The organism is Pseudomonas putida, from assembly GCA_029953615.1.
GTDB lineage: Bacteria > Pseudomonadota > Gammaproteobacteria > Pseudomonadales > Pseudomonadaceae > Aquipseudomonas.
In genome coordinates this window covers 1,019,410-1,034,929 of the sequence record CP124529.1, presented here as the reverse complement: position 1 = coordinate 1,034,929, position 15,520 = coordinate 1,019,410, and the positions used below count along the sequence as shown (strand labels likewise).

Genomic DNA, 15,520 nt, shown 5'->3' with positions numbered 1-15,520 from the left:
TTTCGTGCTTGCCGTGGGTTGTGTGGCGCCTGTGCGATCGAGCGCCGCCTCAAAATTCCAGACAGGCACTCAAACCTTGAAATGCTCGGCCACGGCATCGGAAAAGTGCGTGCAATTGATGCGCGCATGGCGTTGGTAGTCACGGCTGACAGCGAAGGCCGAGCCTGGCATCAATAGCACCTTGTGTTGTTCCAGGCGATGCATGAAGGGCTGCAGGTCGGCCAGTTCGGGGTGATAGACCCACAGGAACATGCCGCCTTGCGGTGTTATATCGAACTGCCAGCCACGCGCCCGCAACAACTGTTGGGTCTGCGCCTGCTGGCGGATCAGGCGCTGCTGCAGGTCTTGCATGTGGCGGGCATAGGTGCCGTCGGACAAGATGGTGTTGACGAAGCGTTCGCAAAACGCCGGCACTGCGACGCAGGTCAGCAATTTCAGGCGTGTCAGCGGCTCTATAAGCTGTGCCGAGCAGGCGATGTAGCCCACGCGCAATGAGGCGGACAGGCATTTCGAGAAGCTGCCGATATAGATGACCCGCTCAAGGTTGTCCAGTTCGGCAAAGGTCTGACGAACACCCGGGCTGAAGTCGCCGTAGACATCGTCCTCGACCACGAAGAAGTCGTGCTCCACCGCCAGGCGCAGGACGCTGAAGGCATTGTGCGGGCTGATGTTGCCGCCAGTCGGGTTGTGGAAGGTACTGTTGCAGAAGAACGCCTTGACCTTGTGCCTGGCCAGGTGGTCCTTCATGTCTTCCACACTCGGTCCGTCCTGGGTTCGCCGCACCCCGACCACGTGGCCACCGGCCAGTTGTATCAGCTTGATCAGGTTGCCATTGCCGGGCTCGTCGACGAACACGTGATCGCCTGGCTTGATCAACAGCCGCGCCACCAGATCCAGTGCTTGCGTGGCGCCCAGCGTAGTCAGCAACTGGGCTGGCTGGGCATCGACACGGGTCAGACGTTTCAGGTGTACGCACAACTGTTTGCGCATTGGCAGGTAGCCCTGGATGTCACCATATTCCGCCAGCGAACTCTGCTCCAGCCGTGCCGTGCGCCGAATCGCCCTGGCCAGCAGCTCGGTGTCACGCCAGGCGGGTGGCAGCCAGCCGCTGCCCAGTTTGGTGTAGTGCCTGCCCCCTTGCAGCAGTTTGAACAGTGGGTCGCCGGACATGCCTGCAGGCGCGTCTACCGCACCGGTTTGCCGTGGGTGGCTGGCGACGAAGTAACCGCGGCCAGGCAGTGCGGTCAACACCCCTTCGCTGACCAGCCGGGCGTAGCTGGAGACGACATCGTGGTAACTGCAGCCGACTGCCGCCGTGAGCTTGCGTATGGACGGCATGCGCTGGCCGGGCAGCCATTCGCCGGCTTCGAGGCGTTGTTTCAACTGGTCATGAAGGCTGTGCGGGCGCATGGCAGGTCCAGCAGCTGTTAGAAAAAACAGCCTAACAGTTAACCGGAAAGTGCGTCGACTGTTCACATCTGCGGGTTCGACAGATGCCACCATGCACCTGTCGACGCTTTCCCATGCCGAAAATTGCCCCATCCACTTACCCTGAGCACACGCTATGTCGAGCACACTTCCGCGGCGCACGTACCTGTATTTCACCGCGCAATCGATCAACCTGACGACTGCTGTCATGTCCGTGACCATGGCGGCCATTGTCGGGTCGGCGCTGGCGCCTGCCGCCACGTGGTCTACCGTGCCCTATGGTTTCCAGTTTCTCTGCCTGATGCTGGCCACCTATCCGGTTTCCAGGCTGATGAGCCGCATTGGCCGCAAGCGCGCCTTCATGTTGGGCTCGATCCCTTTAGCGGTGTCTGGCGTCAGTGGTTACCTGGCGGTGCAATACCAGCACTTCCCGACCCTGGTCATCAGCCATTCGGCATTGGGCATATATATTGCGTTTGCCAACTTCAACCGCTTCGCGGCCACCGACAATCTGGCCCAGAACCTGAAGCCCAAAGCGCTTTCCCTGGTCGTTGCAGGCGGGGTGATCGCTGCCGTGGTCGGGCCGGCGCTCACCGAGTGGCTGCGCGACGTTGGCGGGTATCCCCTGTTTTCGCTGTGTTACGCCGCTTTTGTCGGCCTGGCGGTGATGTCCTTGCTGATAGCAGCCTGTCTGCCCGGCGACAGCGCTATCACCAGAAACGACCGTGCAGCGAAACCGGCGGGTGCAGCCACCGAGCTGCTGAGCCCGGTGGTCGCCTTGGCCATGGCAGTGGCCGCGCTGGGCTACGGGATCATGAATTTGCTGATGATCCAGGCGTCGATGCATATGAAACACATGCATGAGGACTTTTCCGACGTTCGTCTGGCGATTCAGTGGCATGTAATTGCCATGTTTGCCCCGTCGTTCTTCACCGGCGCCATCATCCACAAGCTGGGGATCAGGGCCACCATCTGCCTCGGCCTGGGCCTGTTGATTGGTTGTACGGCCATGAACATGTGGTCGCACAGCTACGCGATGATGACCTTGTCGCTGATCGCCCTCGGTCTGGGCTGGAACCTGACCTACGTGGGCGGAGGGGCGCTGTTGGCGCAAACGCTGCAGAACAGCCCGGCAGCGATGCAGATGCAGGGCAAAAACGACCTGGCCATTGCGGTGTTTGCGACCGTTGGCGCATTCAGCCCGTCGTTGTTGCTGGGTGCGGTCGGCTGGGACGGCACCAATGCCATTTGCATGGCCCTGTGCATCGTGCTGCTCCTGGCCACCGCCGGGGTGCTGCAGCGCAAGTTGGCAGGACCTGCCAGGGCCAGCTAGGCCCCGGCTAGCCGCTGCGCGGCCCACGGCAGGGGCGCGCACGTGCTGTTCAGTTCAGGCGCCGTGGCACTTCTTGAACTTTTTCTGGCTACCGCACGGGCACGGGTCGTTACGGCCGACGTCTTTCAGGGCGTTGCGTACCGGCTCTTGGTGGCCGTGGTTGCAGTGCGGGCCGTGTACATGGCCATGATCGTGGTGGTGGTCATGGTCATGGTCGTGGTTGCAGTCAGGGCCATGAACGTGGGGTTGTTGGGACATTGCAGGGTTACTCCGGGTTGTAATCGCCGGGGATTATCTCACCACTGCGCGACAAGTGCAGGTCCCGATGGATGAGCAACCCTGTCGCCAGCTCGCCCTGCAGGCTGTAGTGCAGCGGTTGCGCGCTTTTCAGCAGCTTGGCCAGTGGCTTCAGGTGCTGCCACAGGTTGGTCCGTGCGGTTATCTTGAAGGTCCGCCGGGAATGCCCGCCGACACTGCGCCACAGGCTGGTTTCATCCTGCACCAGCAACAGGTCATTGAGGCGTATGGCATACGACAGATTGCGGATGAACAGGCGGCTGTCGTTGGGGTTGTCGACCCGCAGGTGCAGTTCGAACTCCTGTTCCAGCAACCTGGCTTTGACCGACTCCACCTTGACCAGGTGCACCTCTGGTTCGCGCCACTCGTCACCGCCCCAGCTGGCGCAGCCCGCCAGCAGTGCCAGCCATGTCATCAGGATGGCGAACAGCAGTGGGCGGGTGCGGGCGATCATGTTCAGTTACCGACGTAACTGGCGCAGCATTTCTTGAACTTCTGGCCGCTGGCGCAGGGGCAGGGGTCGTTGCGCCCGGCCTTGAGCCCGACCGTGGGATCGATGAAGTACCAGCGCCCGGCATGCTGGACAAATGCCGAGCGCTCGCGGTGCTGATGGTCACCTTCCTGGTCGTGCCAGCGTGCGGTGAAGGTGACAAAACCATGCTCCGGCTGGCCGCCCAGCACCTCTGCGCTTTCCACCTCCAGGCCCAGCCAGGTGCTCTGGGCGCTCCAGGCGGCCATGGCGGCGCGGTCCAGGCTGGCTTGCTGCGCCGGCAGGGTGGTGGCCACCAGGTAGTCGACCAGGCCTAGCACGTAGGCACTGTAGCGCGAGCGCATCAGGGCCTGGGCGTCCGGTGCCGGGGTGCCGGCATGGTAATGCCCACAGCAGGCGTCGAGCAGGTTGCCACTGCCGCAAGGGCAGACCGAGACACTCATCATCACCACCAGTACTTGCCAAAGTTTTCGGGGTTGGCCCAGAACTTGGCGTTGAGCCAGTCCGGTACCTGTTTGTAGTCATGTAGATCATAGGTGAACAGGCTCAATACCTGCTGGTCCCGGCAAAATTTCTCGCTCGCCGACAGCGCCAGGGCAAAGAAATCGGTGTCTTGCCAGCCACAGGCAGCCAGGTCGGCCAGCACCGCAACCCGGCTGGCATTGAGGTTGCGAATGCCACCGAGCAATTCCAGGCCGGTGCGTTTGGGCAGGTGCTCCAGGCAGTCCACCAGTACTGCCAGGTCAAAGCGCTGGGCTGCCAGTTCGGCCGGTAGCGGGCCCGGGGCGGCAGTAGCGATGGTTACCTGTGGGTGCGCCTGGGCAAAAGCATCCAGCGCCGGGAAGCGCGTGCCTACCAGCAGCAGACGTTGCGGGGTAAAGCGCTCCAGCAGGGCCGCCAGGGCCTGCTGCGGGGTGCGCGGGGAAAAACCGTCGGTCATTGGCAATCCTCGTTGAAGTCGTCCAAGACTAGCGGGCCGCAGCGTGCGGGCAAAGAGGCAGGTAACCGTGTCGTGGCTTACTGGTGGCAGGGATCAAATGCTGCGTCTTTACTCCCAGAGATCGGCCTTATGCCGATTCCCCCTAGGAGAAGCAATGAAATGAGCATAGTACGCACAGCGATACCCCTGGTCCTGCTCACCAGTGTGTTGACTGGTTGTGCAGGTTTGCAAAAGACCGACTGGCCGAAATGTGCCGCCGTCGGGGGTGTAAGCGGCGCTGCCTTGGGCGCCATCGAGAGTTCCAGCTGGGCTGGCTGGGGCGCGTTGCTGGGCGGTGGCCTGGCGGCGGGCTATTGCTGGTCTCATGGCGATGGCGACGAGGATGGCGACGGCGTGCCGGACAGCCGTGACAAGTGCCCTGGCACCCCGCGTGGTGTGCAGGTCGATGCCAACGGCTGCCCGCCGGAGCCGGCTGCGGTAGTCGAGGAAGTGGTGGTGCAGAAGGAAGAAGTCATCGTCATCCGCGATGTGCACTTCGAGTTCGACTCTGCGCGCCTGACCGCCAGCGACAAGGAGCGCCTCAATACCATTGCCACGCGTTTGAAACAGGAAGCGCCATCCGCTCGCCTGAGCGTCACCGGCCATACCGACAGTGTTGGCTCCGACAGCTACAACCAGAAACTGTCCGAGCGCCGTGCCCACTCGGTAACCGATTACCTGGTCGAGAGCGGTGTGCCGCGTAGCAGCTTCGTGTCGGTGGTCGGGGCCGGTGAAACCCAACCGGTAGCGGACAACGCCACGGCCGACGGGCGTGCCATGAACCGCCGTACCGAGATCAAGATCCAGCGGTAGAGCGGCGTGCGCCCGTGCCTTGAGCAGTGGCACGGGCGTGCCTGCACAGCAGTCAGCCATTGGTGGCCAATGACACAGGAGCATTCAGCATGAGTGTGACGTCGAAGGCGGCGTTGCCGCTGTTGGTGGCTACCAGCCTGCTCGCGGGCTGCGCCACCCATAGCGATGGCCGCGCCCCTCTCAACCAAAGGACCTGGCCTATCTGCAGCCTGCTCGGTGGCCTGGTCGGGGGTGGCCTGGGCGCCATCGAAAGTTCAAGCTGGGCGGCTGGCGGCGGTGCCCTGGGTGCCATTGCCGGGGGCCTGATCTGTTACGTCCAGGATGGTGACGAAGATGGCGACGGCATTTTCGACCGCCGCGACCGTTGTCCCGATACTCCCGCCAACGCTGCGGTCGACCACATGGGTTGCCCGTTGAAGGTGTACCCCGCATCGCCGCCAGCCACTGAACCTGAACCCTCGCCAGAGGTGATCATCCTGGATGACAACGGCGCGGTGATGTTCGCCTTCGATTCCGCCGAGCTGACCCCGGCGGCCCAACAGCGCCTGCAAGGCCTGGTGGCGAAACTCGATTCGGCGACGGTGGCCAAGGTCAGTGTGATCGGGCACACCGACAATGTGGGTTCCGACAGCTATAACCAGGCACTTTCCGAACGCCGCGCCGGTAGCGTGGCGAGGTACCTGATCGCCCACGGGCTGGCGCCGGGCAAGGTCACCAGCCAGGGACGTGGCGAGAGTGAGCCGCTCACCGATAACGAAAGCGAGGAGGGCCGCGCCCGTAACCGACGGGTGGAGCTGCGCCTCAACTGAGCGGTGCTGGCGCCTGCCTTGGCATTGCAGTTAATGTTGCCGCGCGACCCGCTCGAACGGGCCGTCTCGACATAACAACAACCTGATAGGGGCGGGAAATGAAGTTCATCCTGGGCTTGGGCAAGGTCCTGACAGTCGCTTTCTGGGGTGTGGTGTTGTTCAATCAGTTGATGCCACAACCCTTGCCCTTCAACCTGCTGATCAACGCCGCCGGCATCGCCTTGCTGGGGCTGCACCTGCTTGAAGTGCTGTTCTTCAATGGCAGCCTGCGCGGGCGCAGCCACCGCTGGTTCGATCGCTTGCAGATCCTGTTGACGGGTATCTTCCATGTCATGTCCATTCCTCGAGCGCAGGAGGCGCCGCGAAATGCGTAATCTGATGTTGCTGGCCATGTTGGCCGCGCCCCTGGCCCAGGCCGAAAGCCTGGAGGTCGCTGCCAACTCCATGCTGCGCCTGCCCGACAAGTCGGCCAGCGTGCACCTTGCGCACCTGCGTGTCGCCGATGCCGCAACCCTGCTGCTGCCTGCCACGCTCGCCGAACTGAAGGTCGACCAGCTGGAGCTGGGGCGCGATGCGCGTATCGCCATTGCACCGTCCGATAGCCCGTTACTGATCGAGGCGCGCAGCGCACGGCTGGCGCAGGGCAGCGAATTCAGTGCGCCGGGGGCCGCGGGCAGTTACCAGCGCGGAGCCCGGTCGGGCCGCAGCCTGGACTTGAAACTGGCTGAAGTGGATGCCGAGCGGCTGGCGATCGATGCCCGTGGTGGTGCCGGTGCACCGGGTTATGTGGGGCTCGATGGCGCCAACGGCCAGGCCGGTGGTTGCACTTGGGGCCAGGCCAGCCGCGGTGCCAATGGCGATGACGGCGGCAACGGGCACGATGGTGCGCCGGGTGGGCGTATCCGCCTGAGCGTGCCGCAGGGCTTCCCGCAGGAGCGCATCGTGGTGCGTCTGGACGGTGGCGCACCGGGCAAGGCCGGGGCTGCAGGCAAGGCAGGTAAAGGCGGGGCGAGCAAGGGTTGCCTGGTGTACCGCACCGATGCCGGGGCTAACGGCCGCCCGGGGCAGCCGGGCCAGCCCGGGTTGGCGGGGGCAGCGGGCGAACTGATCCTGCAGCGCCTGTGAAGCCTTGCCGCGTCCTCCTGTAGGAGCGGCCTTGTGTCGCGATGGGCTGCGAAGCAGCCCCAGGATTTCAGCGGCCTTGCACAATTTGATGGGGCTGCTTCGCAGCCCATCGCGACACAAGGCCGCTCCTACAGGGACTGCGCAGAGCCTGTCAGATCACCAGGCGCGAACTGGCCACGGCTACCACGGCCAGGCCCAGCAGCAGGTTGATCCCGACCATCCGCCGAACCCGCCCCAGCACTGCCGCACCCGCCGGCCAGTCCTCGGCCTGCACCGCCGCCTTCAGTTCCGGCAGCAGCAACGCCTGGATACGCATGAACAGGGCAAACATGGCGATGCCCCCACCGATCATCACGTGCACATACTTCGGTGCAGTCTCGAAGCCGCTGAAGCGCATGTGCAACATGCCGATACCACTTATCGCCAAAATCGCCACCGCCAGCCAGACCCAGCCGAAGAAACGTCGGAAAACTTCCACCCACAGGCGCAGCCGGGCAGGCCCTTCAAGGGCTGCAACCGTTGCCGGGCGTAGCACCAGCCAGGCGAAGAACATGCCGCCGACCCACACCAGGGCGGCCAGGACATGCAGTGTGTAGGGCAGGGCAAAGGCAAGCATCCGGATCTCCATGCGGCATAAAGGGCAATAGCGGGGTATGATAGCCGCCCCATGCGAAACACTGAAAATATATCCAGCCCTCCGGGCGCCTGCAGACCATGATCAGCAACGAACTCAAAGCCACCATCCAGGGCGCCTATACGCGTTTTCTCGAAGCCAAGAGCCTCAAGCCACGCTATGGCCAGCGCCTGATGATCGCCGAAGTGGCCAAGGTGCTCGGCGACATTGCCTGTGACGAAGAAGGCCGCCGTGCCGGCGAGCCTGCCGTGGTGGCAGTGGAGGCGGGCACCGGTACTGGCAAGACGGTAGCCTACAGCCTGGCTGCCATTCCGGCCGCCAAGGCTGCCGGCAAGCGCCTGGTGATCGCCACCGCCACCGTGGCGCTGCAGGAGCAGATCGTCTTCAAGGACCTGCCGGACCTGATGCGCAGCAGCGGGCTGAACTTCAGCTTCGCCCTGGCCAAAGGCCGCGGCCGCTACCTGTGCCTGTCCAAGCTCGACATCCTGCTGCAGGAGGGGCACGCCCAATCGGCTACCGCCCAGCTGTTCGAGGAAGAAGGTTTCCGCATCGAAGTCGACGAGCGCAGCCAGAAGCTGTTCAACAGCATGATCGAGAAGCTTGCCGGCAACCGCTGGGACGGTGACCGCGACAGCTGGCCCGAAGCCCTGGAAGACCAGGACTGGGCGCGCCTGACCACCGACCACAGCCAGTGCACAGGCCGTCACTGCCCGAACTTCCAGCAGTGCGTGTTCTACAAGGCCCGCGAGGGCATGGGCAAGGTCGACGTGATCGTCACCAACCACGACATGGTGCTGGCCGACCTGGCCCTTGGCGGCGGCGCGGTATTGCCCGACCCGCGCGATACCATGTACGTGTTCGACGAAGGCCACCACCTGCCAGACAAGGCCATTGGTCATTTCGCCCATTATACGCGCCTGCGCTCCACCGCCGACTGGCTGGAGCAGACCGCCAAGAACCTGACCAAGCTGCTGGCCCAGCACCCGTTGCCCGGTGACCTGGGCAAGTACATCGAGCAGGTGCCAGAGCTTGCGCGGGAAGTGCGCACCCAGCAGCAGTTCATGTTCACCTTGTGCGAGCAGGTTGCCGATTTCCGCCCCAGCGAGGACAACGAAGGCCGTGAGCGCCCCCGCTACCGCTTCGAAGGCGGCGTGGTGCCGGAGCAGATTCGCGAGGTGGGCATCGAGCTGAAAAAGGGCTTTGCCCGCCTTAACGACCTGTTCACCCGTCTGGCCGACCTGCTCAAGGAAGGCATGGATGGCGAGGTCAACATCGGCATCGCCAGCCACCAGGCCGAGGAGTGGTACCCGCTGTTCGGCAGTCTTGTAACCCGTGCCCAGGGCAACTGGGAACTGTGGACGGCCTTTACCGCCGAAGACCCGGAAGACAGCCCTCCCATGGCCCGCTGGCTTACCCTGGCTGAGAGCGGTGCGCTGTTCGACATCGAAGTCAATGCCAGCCCCATCCTGGCCGCCGAGATGCTTCGCCGCAGCCTGTGGAGCGTGGCCCATGGCGCGTTGGTGACCTCGGCGACGCTGACTGCGCTGGGCAAGTTCGACCGCTTCCGCATGCGCTCGGGGTTGCCGCGTGACGCGGTCACCTGCGTGGTGCCCAGCCCGTTTGTGCATGGCGATGCCGGCCTGCTGCGGGTCCCCGACCTCAAGGCAGACCCGCGCGATGCGGCGGCGCATACCGCTGCGATCATTCGCGAACTGCCGAACATCGTCGAAGATGCTCGCGGCGCGCTGGTGCTGTTCTCCTCGCGCAAGCAGATGCAGGACGTGTTCGATGGCCTGGACCGTGACTGGCGCAAGTTGGTGCTGATCCAGGGCAACCTGTCCAAGCAGGAAACCCTGAACAAGCACAAGGCGCGGGTCGACGATGGCCAGCACAGCGTGCTGTTCGGCCTGGCCAGCTTTGCCGAGGGTGTCGACCTGCCGGGTGCCTACTGCGAGCATGTGGTGATAGCCAAGATTCCCTTTGCCGTGCCCGACGACCCGGTCGAAGCCGCGTTGGCGGCGAGTGGATCGAGGCTCGCGGCGGCAACCCGTTCATGGAAATTGCCGTGCCCGACGCCTCGCTGCGGCTGATCCAGGCATGCGGCCGCCTGTTGCGAACCGAACAGGATCGCGGTGTCATCACCTTGCTTGACCGGCGCCTGGTCACCCAGCGCTACGGCAAGGCTATTCTCAATGCGCTGCCGCCATTCCGGCGGGAGATTTCCTGACCGCCGGAGCACTTGCTCCGGCGCGTTGTCCATTACTCAGTCGTGGGCCATGAGGGCCCTGAAGGAGAGCCCCAGCCTTATGGTCCGCCGCACCCTGCCCGCCGTTTTCGCCCTGTTGTTCAGTTCGCCCTTGCTGGCTGGGCAGCAGACGCTGTTCAGTTTCGTGCGCCCGGCCTCGGTGGTCAATGTGGCGACCGAGGATGCCGGCATGCCGCAGTACAACGCGGAGCAGACGGCCGAAGGCGAAGTGTTGCGGCGCGTGGTGTTCAACCCGGCCCAGCGGCCGACCCTGCGGCTGACCCCGCAAAACGGCGTGTGGGACTGGTCCGGCGGGCAATTCCTGACCCTGCGCCTGCAGAGCGCGATGGATTGGGCGCTGACCGTGGATGTCGTGGTGCAGGGCAGTGATGGCCGCATGTTGACCAGCCGCATTGACTTGCCGGCCGGCCCTGCACAGACCGTGATGGTACCGCTGATGGCCAGCTCGCCGCTGAGCCAGGGCATGCGCGCTGGCCCGCCGATGCCCTGGAACCATGCTGGCCAGCGCCTGCTGCTGACCAGCAGTACCGGCGCAGTCGACCTCAGGCAGGTGGCCTCCCTCAGCCTGAGCATTCCCAACCCCAAGGTGGCGCAGAACCTGCTGATCGAGCGGGTGGGCATCCAGGATGACGACCAGGCCTACAAGGCGGCCTACCACGCGCTGATCGATGCCTATGGCCAGTCCACCCGCGGCCATTGGCCCGAGAAGGTTGCCAGTGACGAGCAGCTCAAGGCGGCCGATGTACGGGAGCAGCAACAGCTCAAAGGCTGGCTGGCGGAGCGTGGCAAGCAGCAACTGGACACGTACGGTGGCCTGCTGGCCGGGCCGGCGTTCGCGGCCAAAGGTTTCTTCCGCACGGAAAAACGTGATGGCCGCTGGTATCTGGTAACGCCCGAGGGGCACCCGTTCTATTCCCTGGGGGTGAATGCCGTGGCCGCGGACGGCGGGCGAACCTACGTTGCCGGGCGGGAAGGGATGTTCAAAGCCTTGCCGGGCGAGGGCGATGCACTGGCGGCATTTTATGGCGACGGCAATAACGACGACGGCAACGCGTCGTCGCAAGGGCGCAATTTCAAACAGGGGCGCTGGTTCGACTTTTATGCCGCCAACCTGCAGCGTACCTATGGCAAACCCTGCCCACCGGCAGTTGAGGGGCAACCGGCCAACTGCGCGCCGTTGGTGCTGGATGCCGCCCGTTGGCAGGCGCATGCGCTCGACCGCCTGCAGGCCTGGGGTTTCAATACGCTGGGCAACTGGAGCGAGCCGGCCCTGGGCCAGGCCAGGCGCATGCCGTACACCTTGCCGCTATCGATCGTGGGCGATTACGCCAGCATCAGCACCGGCATGGACTGGTGGGGCCGCATGCCCGACCCGTTCGACCCGCGTTTCGCCATGGCTACCGAGCGCGCCGTGGCCATTGCTGCCCGCGATCACCGTGACGACCCCTGGCTGATCGGCTATTTCGCCGACAACGAACTGGCCTGGGCCGCCCCTGGTAGCGACCCCAAGGCGCGTTACGGTCTGGCCTATGGGACCTTGCGCCTGACCACCGATGTGCCGGCCAAGCGCGCCTTCCTCAAGCAGTTGCGCGACAAGTACCGTAACCAGGAAGGGCTGTCCAGGGCCTGGGGTATCGAGCTGACCGCCTGGGAACTGATGGAGGACCCGGGCTTCGAGGCACCGTTGCCCGACCCGGAGCACCCGGAAATCGAGCGTGACTACCAGCACTTCCAGCAGGTATTCGCCGAAACCTATTTCAGGACCATTGCCGACTCGTTGAAGTGGCATGCGCCCAATCACTTGTTGCTGGGCGGCCGCTATGCCGTGAGCACGCCGGAGGCGGTCAAGGCCTGCGCCGAATTCTGTGATGTGCTCAGCTTCAACTTCTATACCCTCAAGCCGCAGGACGGCTACGACTTCGCCCGCCTGGCCGAGCTGGACAAGCCGGTGCTGGTGTCCGAATTCCAGTTTGGCTCCCGCGATCGCGGGCCGTTCTGGCCGGGGCCGCTGGAAGTGGCACGGGAAGAAGACCGTGGCCCGGCCTACGGCAACTTCCTCAAGGCGGCGCTGGCGCAGCCGATGATCGTTGGCGCGCACTGGTTCCAGTACCTTGACCAGCCGGCCAGCGGGCGCCTGCTCGATGGTGAGAACGGCCACCTTGGGCTGGTAGCGATCACCGATATGCCATACCCGGGGTTTGTCGATGCCGTGCGCAAGAGCAACTTGCAGGCAATGAGCCAGCTGCGTGCCCAACTGGAAAAGCCGATTCCCTGACTAGTGCACATATCTTGTGGGAGCGGCACATGGTTTGGGATTTTGAGCAAGACAGTAAGTCCAGCTTGGCTACCATTCGTCGCGACCACCCAGCCCAAGCCGGTTTGCAAAACGCCAAACTACTGAAACAATGCACACCATTTTCGGAAATGGTCGTACGGAGAACAGCGGGTGCAGATCCAGGGTCACTATGAGCTGAAGTTCGAAGCAGTGCGCGAAGCCTTCACCGCGCTGTTCGATGATCCCCAGGAGCGTGGCGCCGCGCTGTGCATCCAGGTCGGTGGCGAAACCGTGGTCGACCTGTGGGCCGGCAGCGCCGACAAGGACGGCCAGCAGGCCTGGCACAGCGACACCATCGCCAACCTGTTCTCCTGCACCAAGACCTTCACCGCTGTCACTGCCCTGCAACTGGTTGGCGAGGGCAAGCTGGCTCTGGATGCCCCGGTGGCCAATTACTGGCCCGAGTTTGCCCAGGCCGGCAAACAGGCGATCACTCTGCGCCAGTTGCTCAGCCACCGTGCCGGTTTGCCAGCCATCCGTGAACTGCTGCCGGCCGAGGCGCTGTATGACTGGCAGGCCATGGTCGATGCGCTGGCTGCCGAAACGCCCTGGTGGACACCGGGGACCGAGCACGGCTATGCCGCCATCACCTACGGCTGGCTTATCGGCGAGCTGATCCGCCGTGCCGATGGCCGGGGCCCCGGCGACTCGATCGTTGCCCGTACCGCGAAGCCGTTGGGGCTGGATTTTCATATTGGCCTGGCGGACGACGAGTTCCATCGCGTGGCGCATATCGCCCGTGGCAAGGGCAACGCCGGCGACGCTGCGGCCCAGCGCCTGCTGCAGGTGACCCTGCGCGAGCCCGAGGCCCTGTCCACCCGTGCCTTCACCAACCCGCCGGCGATCCTGACCAGCACCAACAAGCCGGAATGGCGGCGCATGCAGCAGCCAGCGGCCAATGGGCATGGCAATGCGCGCAGCCTGGCTGGCTTCTATGCCGGGTTACTGGACGGTAGCCTGCTCGAATCCGAGCTGCTCGACGAACTGACCCGTGAGCACAGCCTCGGCCAGGATCGCACCCTGCTCACCCAGACCCGTTTTGGCCTGGGCTGCATGCTTGACCAGCCCGACGTGGCCAACGCCACCTTTGGCCTCGGGGCCCGCGCTTTCGGCCACCCAGGCGCTGGTGGTTCGGTCGGTTTCGCTGACCCGGAATTCGATGTCGCCTTCGGTTTCGTGGTCAATACCCTTGGCCCGTATGTGCTCATGGACCCGCGCGCCCAGAAACTGGTACGTGTCCTTGCCAGCTGCCTTTGATCGGGTAATGCGGGTGTTGCCCCAGCCCTTTGACTATCCTCATTGCCAACGCCTTAAGGGCGTAGCCAAAATTTCTTTCTATTTCATGGTGTATCGCTGATGTCTTCACACAAAACCTTAGCACTCGCCCTGTGCCTGACCGCCGTTACCGGCTGCGCCAGTCACCCCCAGGACGGCTCGAAGGACAGCGCCTCGAGCTGGTGGCCCTTCGGTTCGGACAAGGTTGCCGAGCAGGAAGTGAAGCAAGCCGTCACTGAAAACGTGGCCAAGGCCGACGCCAAGTCCGAGAATGCCAGCCGTTGGTGGTGGCCGTTCGGCGGTGAAGAGAAGCAGGCCAAAGGGCCGGTTGTACCGAAGATCGACCAGAAGGCTACCCAGGCCTGGCTGGACGAGTACGAGCCCAAGCTGCGTGAGGCTATCAAGGGCAGCAAGCTGGAGCTGGAGCGCCGTGATAACGTGCTGGCTGTAACCATCCCGGTGGACAGCTCGTACAACCCTGATCGTCCGAACATGCTGCTGCCGATGACCTTGGGCCCGATCACCCGGGTGGCCAAGACTGTCGAGGGCGATGCCAAGACCGCAGTACTGGTGCTTGGCCATGCCGACAGCAGCGGTGTCGCTGCGGCCAACCAGAAGCTCAGCCTGGAGCGCGCCGCTTCGGTGTCGGCGATCTTCCGCCTCAGCGGCCTGCAGCGTGACCGCCTGAACCTCAAGGGCATGGGTTCGGAAATGCCGCGCGCTGCCAACGACAGCGCCGAGGGCCGTGCCCTGAACCGCCGTGTGGAAATGCTGTTGACCCCGCAGAACACCATGGTCGCCCTGCTGGCCAAGTACCAGCAAGCCGCCCCTGCGCGGGCCCCGATGGTGGCGGTACAGGACGTCAAGGCGCCTGCCGTCAAGGCTGCCGACAGCAAGCCGGCCACCAAGGCAGCGGCGAAGAAGCCTGCTACCAAAGCCAAGGCCAAGGCGCCAGCCAAGACCACGGCCAAGAAAAAAGCCGCGCCGGTCAAGCCCGTCGCCAAGAAAGCTACCGCTGACAAGAAAGTAGCTGCCAATAGCCCTGCGAAGACCAACTGATCGTCAAGGAACGCAGCAATGACCCAATCCCTGGCCGATATGCGCCGCGACTACACCCGTGATGGTCTGGCTGAAGCCCAGGCCCCGGGGGAGCCGTTCGCCCTGTTCCACCAGTGGTTCGCCGATGCGGTGAAAACCGAGCAGGTACCGGTGGAAGCGAACGCCATGACGTTGGCCACTGTCGATGGTGAAGGCCGCCCTCACTGCCGCGTTTTGCTACTGAAAGGGCTCGATGAGCGTGGATTCACCTTCTTCACCAACTATGACAGTGCCAAGGGCCAGCAACTGCTGGTTAACCCCTTCGCCGCCATGACCTTCTTCTGGCCAGCGCTGGAGCGCCAGGTACGCATCGAAGGGCGGGTGGAAAAGGTCACGGCCGAAGAGTCGGACGCCTACTACCAGGTGCGCCCGCTGGGCAGTCGTCTAGGGGCCTGGGCTTCGCCACAGAGCCGGGTAATTGCTGGCCGTGAGGAGCTGGAGGGGCTGGTCAAGGCCACCGAGGCGCGCTTCTCCGACACCCAGCCGCATTGCCCTGAGCATTGGGGTGGGTATCGGTTGCTGCCTGAACGCATCGAGTTCTGGCAGGGACGGGCCAGCCGCCTGCATGACCGACTGAACTACCGACTGGTGGATGGGCAATGGCTGCGGGAGCGGCTGGCGCCCTGAGATTGTAGGGG

At 64.0% G+C, this 15,520-nt stretch carries 15 protein-coding genes and 1 pseudogene; 10 read left to right on the top strand and 6 right to left on the bottom strand.

Features of this window, described 5'->3' with window-relative positions:
- Positions 1-69: 69 nt before the first annotated feature.
- Complete coding sequence (locus QIY50_04745; GenBank protein ID WGV21554.1) at positions 70-1,410, bottom strand: PLP-dependent aminotransferase family protein; 1,341 nt, start codon at positions 1,408-1,410, stop codon at positions 70-72.
- Between the two features lie 154 nt (positions 1,411-1,564).
- Here QIY50_04745 and QIY50_04740 point away from each other — a divergent pair, with 154 nt between their 5' ends.
- Positions 1,565-2,761 (top strand): MFS transporter, encoded by a 1,197-nt coding sequence (locus QIY50_04740; protein ID WGV21553.1) that lies wholly within the window; start codon positions 1,565-1,567, stop codon positions 2,759-2,761.
- Positions 2,762-2,815: 54 nt separating this feature from the next.
- Here the strand turns inward: QIY50_04740 and QIY50_04735 are convergent, their stop codons facing one another.
- From QIY50_04735 to QIY50_04720, 4 genes are read right to left on the bottom strand one after another with little or no spacing between them, the layout of a single operon-like run.
- A complete protein-coding gene (locus tag QIY50_04735) occupies positions 2,816-3,019 on the bottom strand; it encodes an SEC-C metal-binding domain-containing protein (GenBank protein ID WGV21552.1) in 204 nt (67 codons plus the stop codon).
- Positions 3,020-3,026: 7 nt separating this feature from the next.
- On the bottom strand, positions 3,027-3,512 hold the full coding sequence (locus QIY50_04730) for an LEA type 2 family protein (GenBank protein WGV21551.1): 486 nt from the start codon (positions 3,510-3,512) through the stop codon (positions 3,027-3,029).
- A gap of 2 nt (positions 3,513-3,514) precedes the next feature.
- Positions 3,515-3,991 carry a YchJ family protein gene (locus QIY50_04725; protein ID WGV21550.1) on the bottom strand — a complete coding sequence of 159 codons (477 nt, stop codon included), beginning with the start codon at positions 3,989-3,991 and terminating at the stop codon, positions 3,515-3,517.
- A gap of 2 nt (positions 3,992-3,993) precedes the next feature.
- A complete protein-coding gene (locus QIY50_04720) occupies positions 3,994-4,488 on the bottom strand; it encodes a DUF6231 family protein (protein WGV21549.1) in 495 nt (164 codons plus the stop codon).
- 159 nt (positions 4,489-4,647) lie between these two features.
- On the opposite strand from QIY50_04720, the gene QIY50_04715 reads away from it, so the two are divergent.
- From QIY50_04715 to QIY50_04700, 4 genes are all read left to right on the top strand, one after another.
- Positions 4,648-5,340: an OmpA family protein gene (locus tag QIY50_04715; GenBank protein ID WGV21548.1), complete on the top strand. Its 693-nt coding sequence runs from the start codon at positions 4,648-4,650 to the stop codon at positions 5,338-5,340.
- A gap of 89 nt (positions 5,341-5,429) precedes the next feature.
- Positions 5,430-6,149 (top strand): OmpA family protein, encoded by a 720-nt coding sequence (locus QIY50_04710; protein WGV21547.1) that lies wholly within the window; start codon positions 5,430-5,432, stop codon positions 6,147-6,149.
- A 98-nt stretch (positions 6,150-6,247) separates the two neighbouring features.
- Positions 6,248-6,523 carry a DUF1145 domain-containing protein gene (locus tag QIY50_04705; GenBank protein WGV21546.1) on the top strand — a complete coding sequence of 92 codons (276 nt, stop codon included), beginning with the start codon at positions 6,248-6,250 and terminating at the stop codon, positions 6,521-6,523.
- On the top strand, positions 6,516-7,274 hold the full coding sequence (locus QIY50_04700; protein ID WGV21545.1) for a collagen-like protein: 759 nt from the start codon (positions 6,516-6,518) through the stop codon (positions 7,272-7,274). The genes QIY50_04705 and QIY50_04700 overlap by 8 nt, the downstream gene beginning before the upstream one ends.
- Positions 7,275-7,425: 151 nt before the next feature.
- On the opposite strand, the gene QIY50_04695 is transcribed toward QIY50_04700, so the two are convergent.
- Entirely contained in the window at positions 7,426-7,890 is a 465-nt protein-coding gene (locus QIY50_04695) for a CopD family protein (protein WGV21544.1), read from the bottom strand.
- 98 nt (positions 7,891-7,988) lie between these two features.
- Between QIY50_04695 and dinG the strand changes: the two are divergent.
- From dinG to pdxH, 5 genes and pseudogenes are all read left to right on the top strand, one after another.
- Positions 7,989-10,135 (top strand): annotated as a pseudogene (gene dinG, locus QIY50_04690) (ATP-dependent DNA helicase DinG).
- A 79-nt stretch (positions 10,136-10,214) separates the two neighbouring features.
- Positions 10,215-12,449, top strand: coding sequence for a beta-galactosidase (locus QIY50_04685; GenBank protein WGV21543.1), 2,235 nt, complete (start codon positions 10,215-10,217; stop codon positions 12,447-12,449).
- A 171-nt stretch (positions 12,450-12,620) separates the two neighbouring features.
- Positions 12,621-13,766 carry a serine hydrolase domain-containing protein gene (locus QIY50_04680; protein ID WGV21542.1) on the top strand — a complete coding sequence of 382 codons (1,146 nt, stop codon included), beginning with the start codon at positions 12,621-12,623 and terminating at the stop codon, positions 13,764-13,766.
- 99 nt (positions 13,767-13,865) lie between these two features.
- The gene (locus QIY50_04675) at positions 13,866-14,843 is read left to right on the top strand and encodes an OmpA family protein (protein WGV21541.1); all 978 of its coding nucleotides are present in this window, start codon (positions 13,866-13,868) and stop codon (positions 14,841-14,843) included.
- An 18-nt stretch (positions 14,844-14,861) separates the two neighbouring features.
- A complete protein-coding gene (gene pdxH / locus QIY50_04670; GenBank protein WGV21540.1) occupies positions 14,862-15,509 on the top strand; it encodes a pyridoxamine 5'-phosphate oxidase in 648 nt (215 codons plus the stop codon).
- The last annotated feature ends 11 nt before the right edge of the window (positions 15,510-15,520 follow it).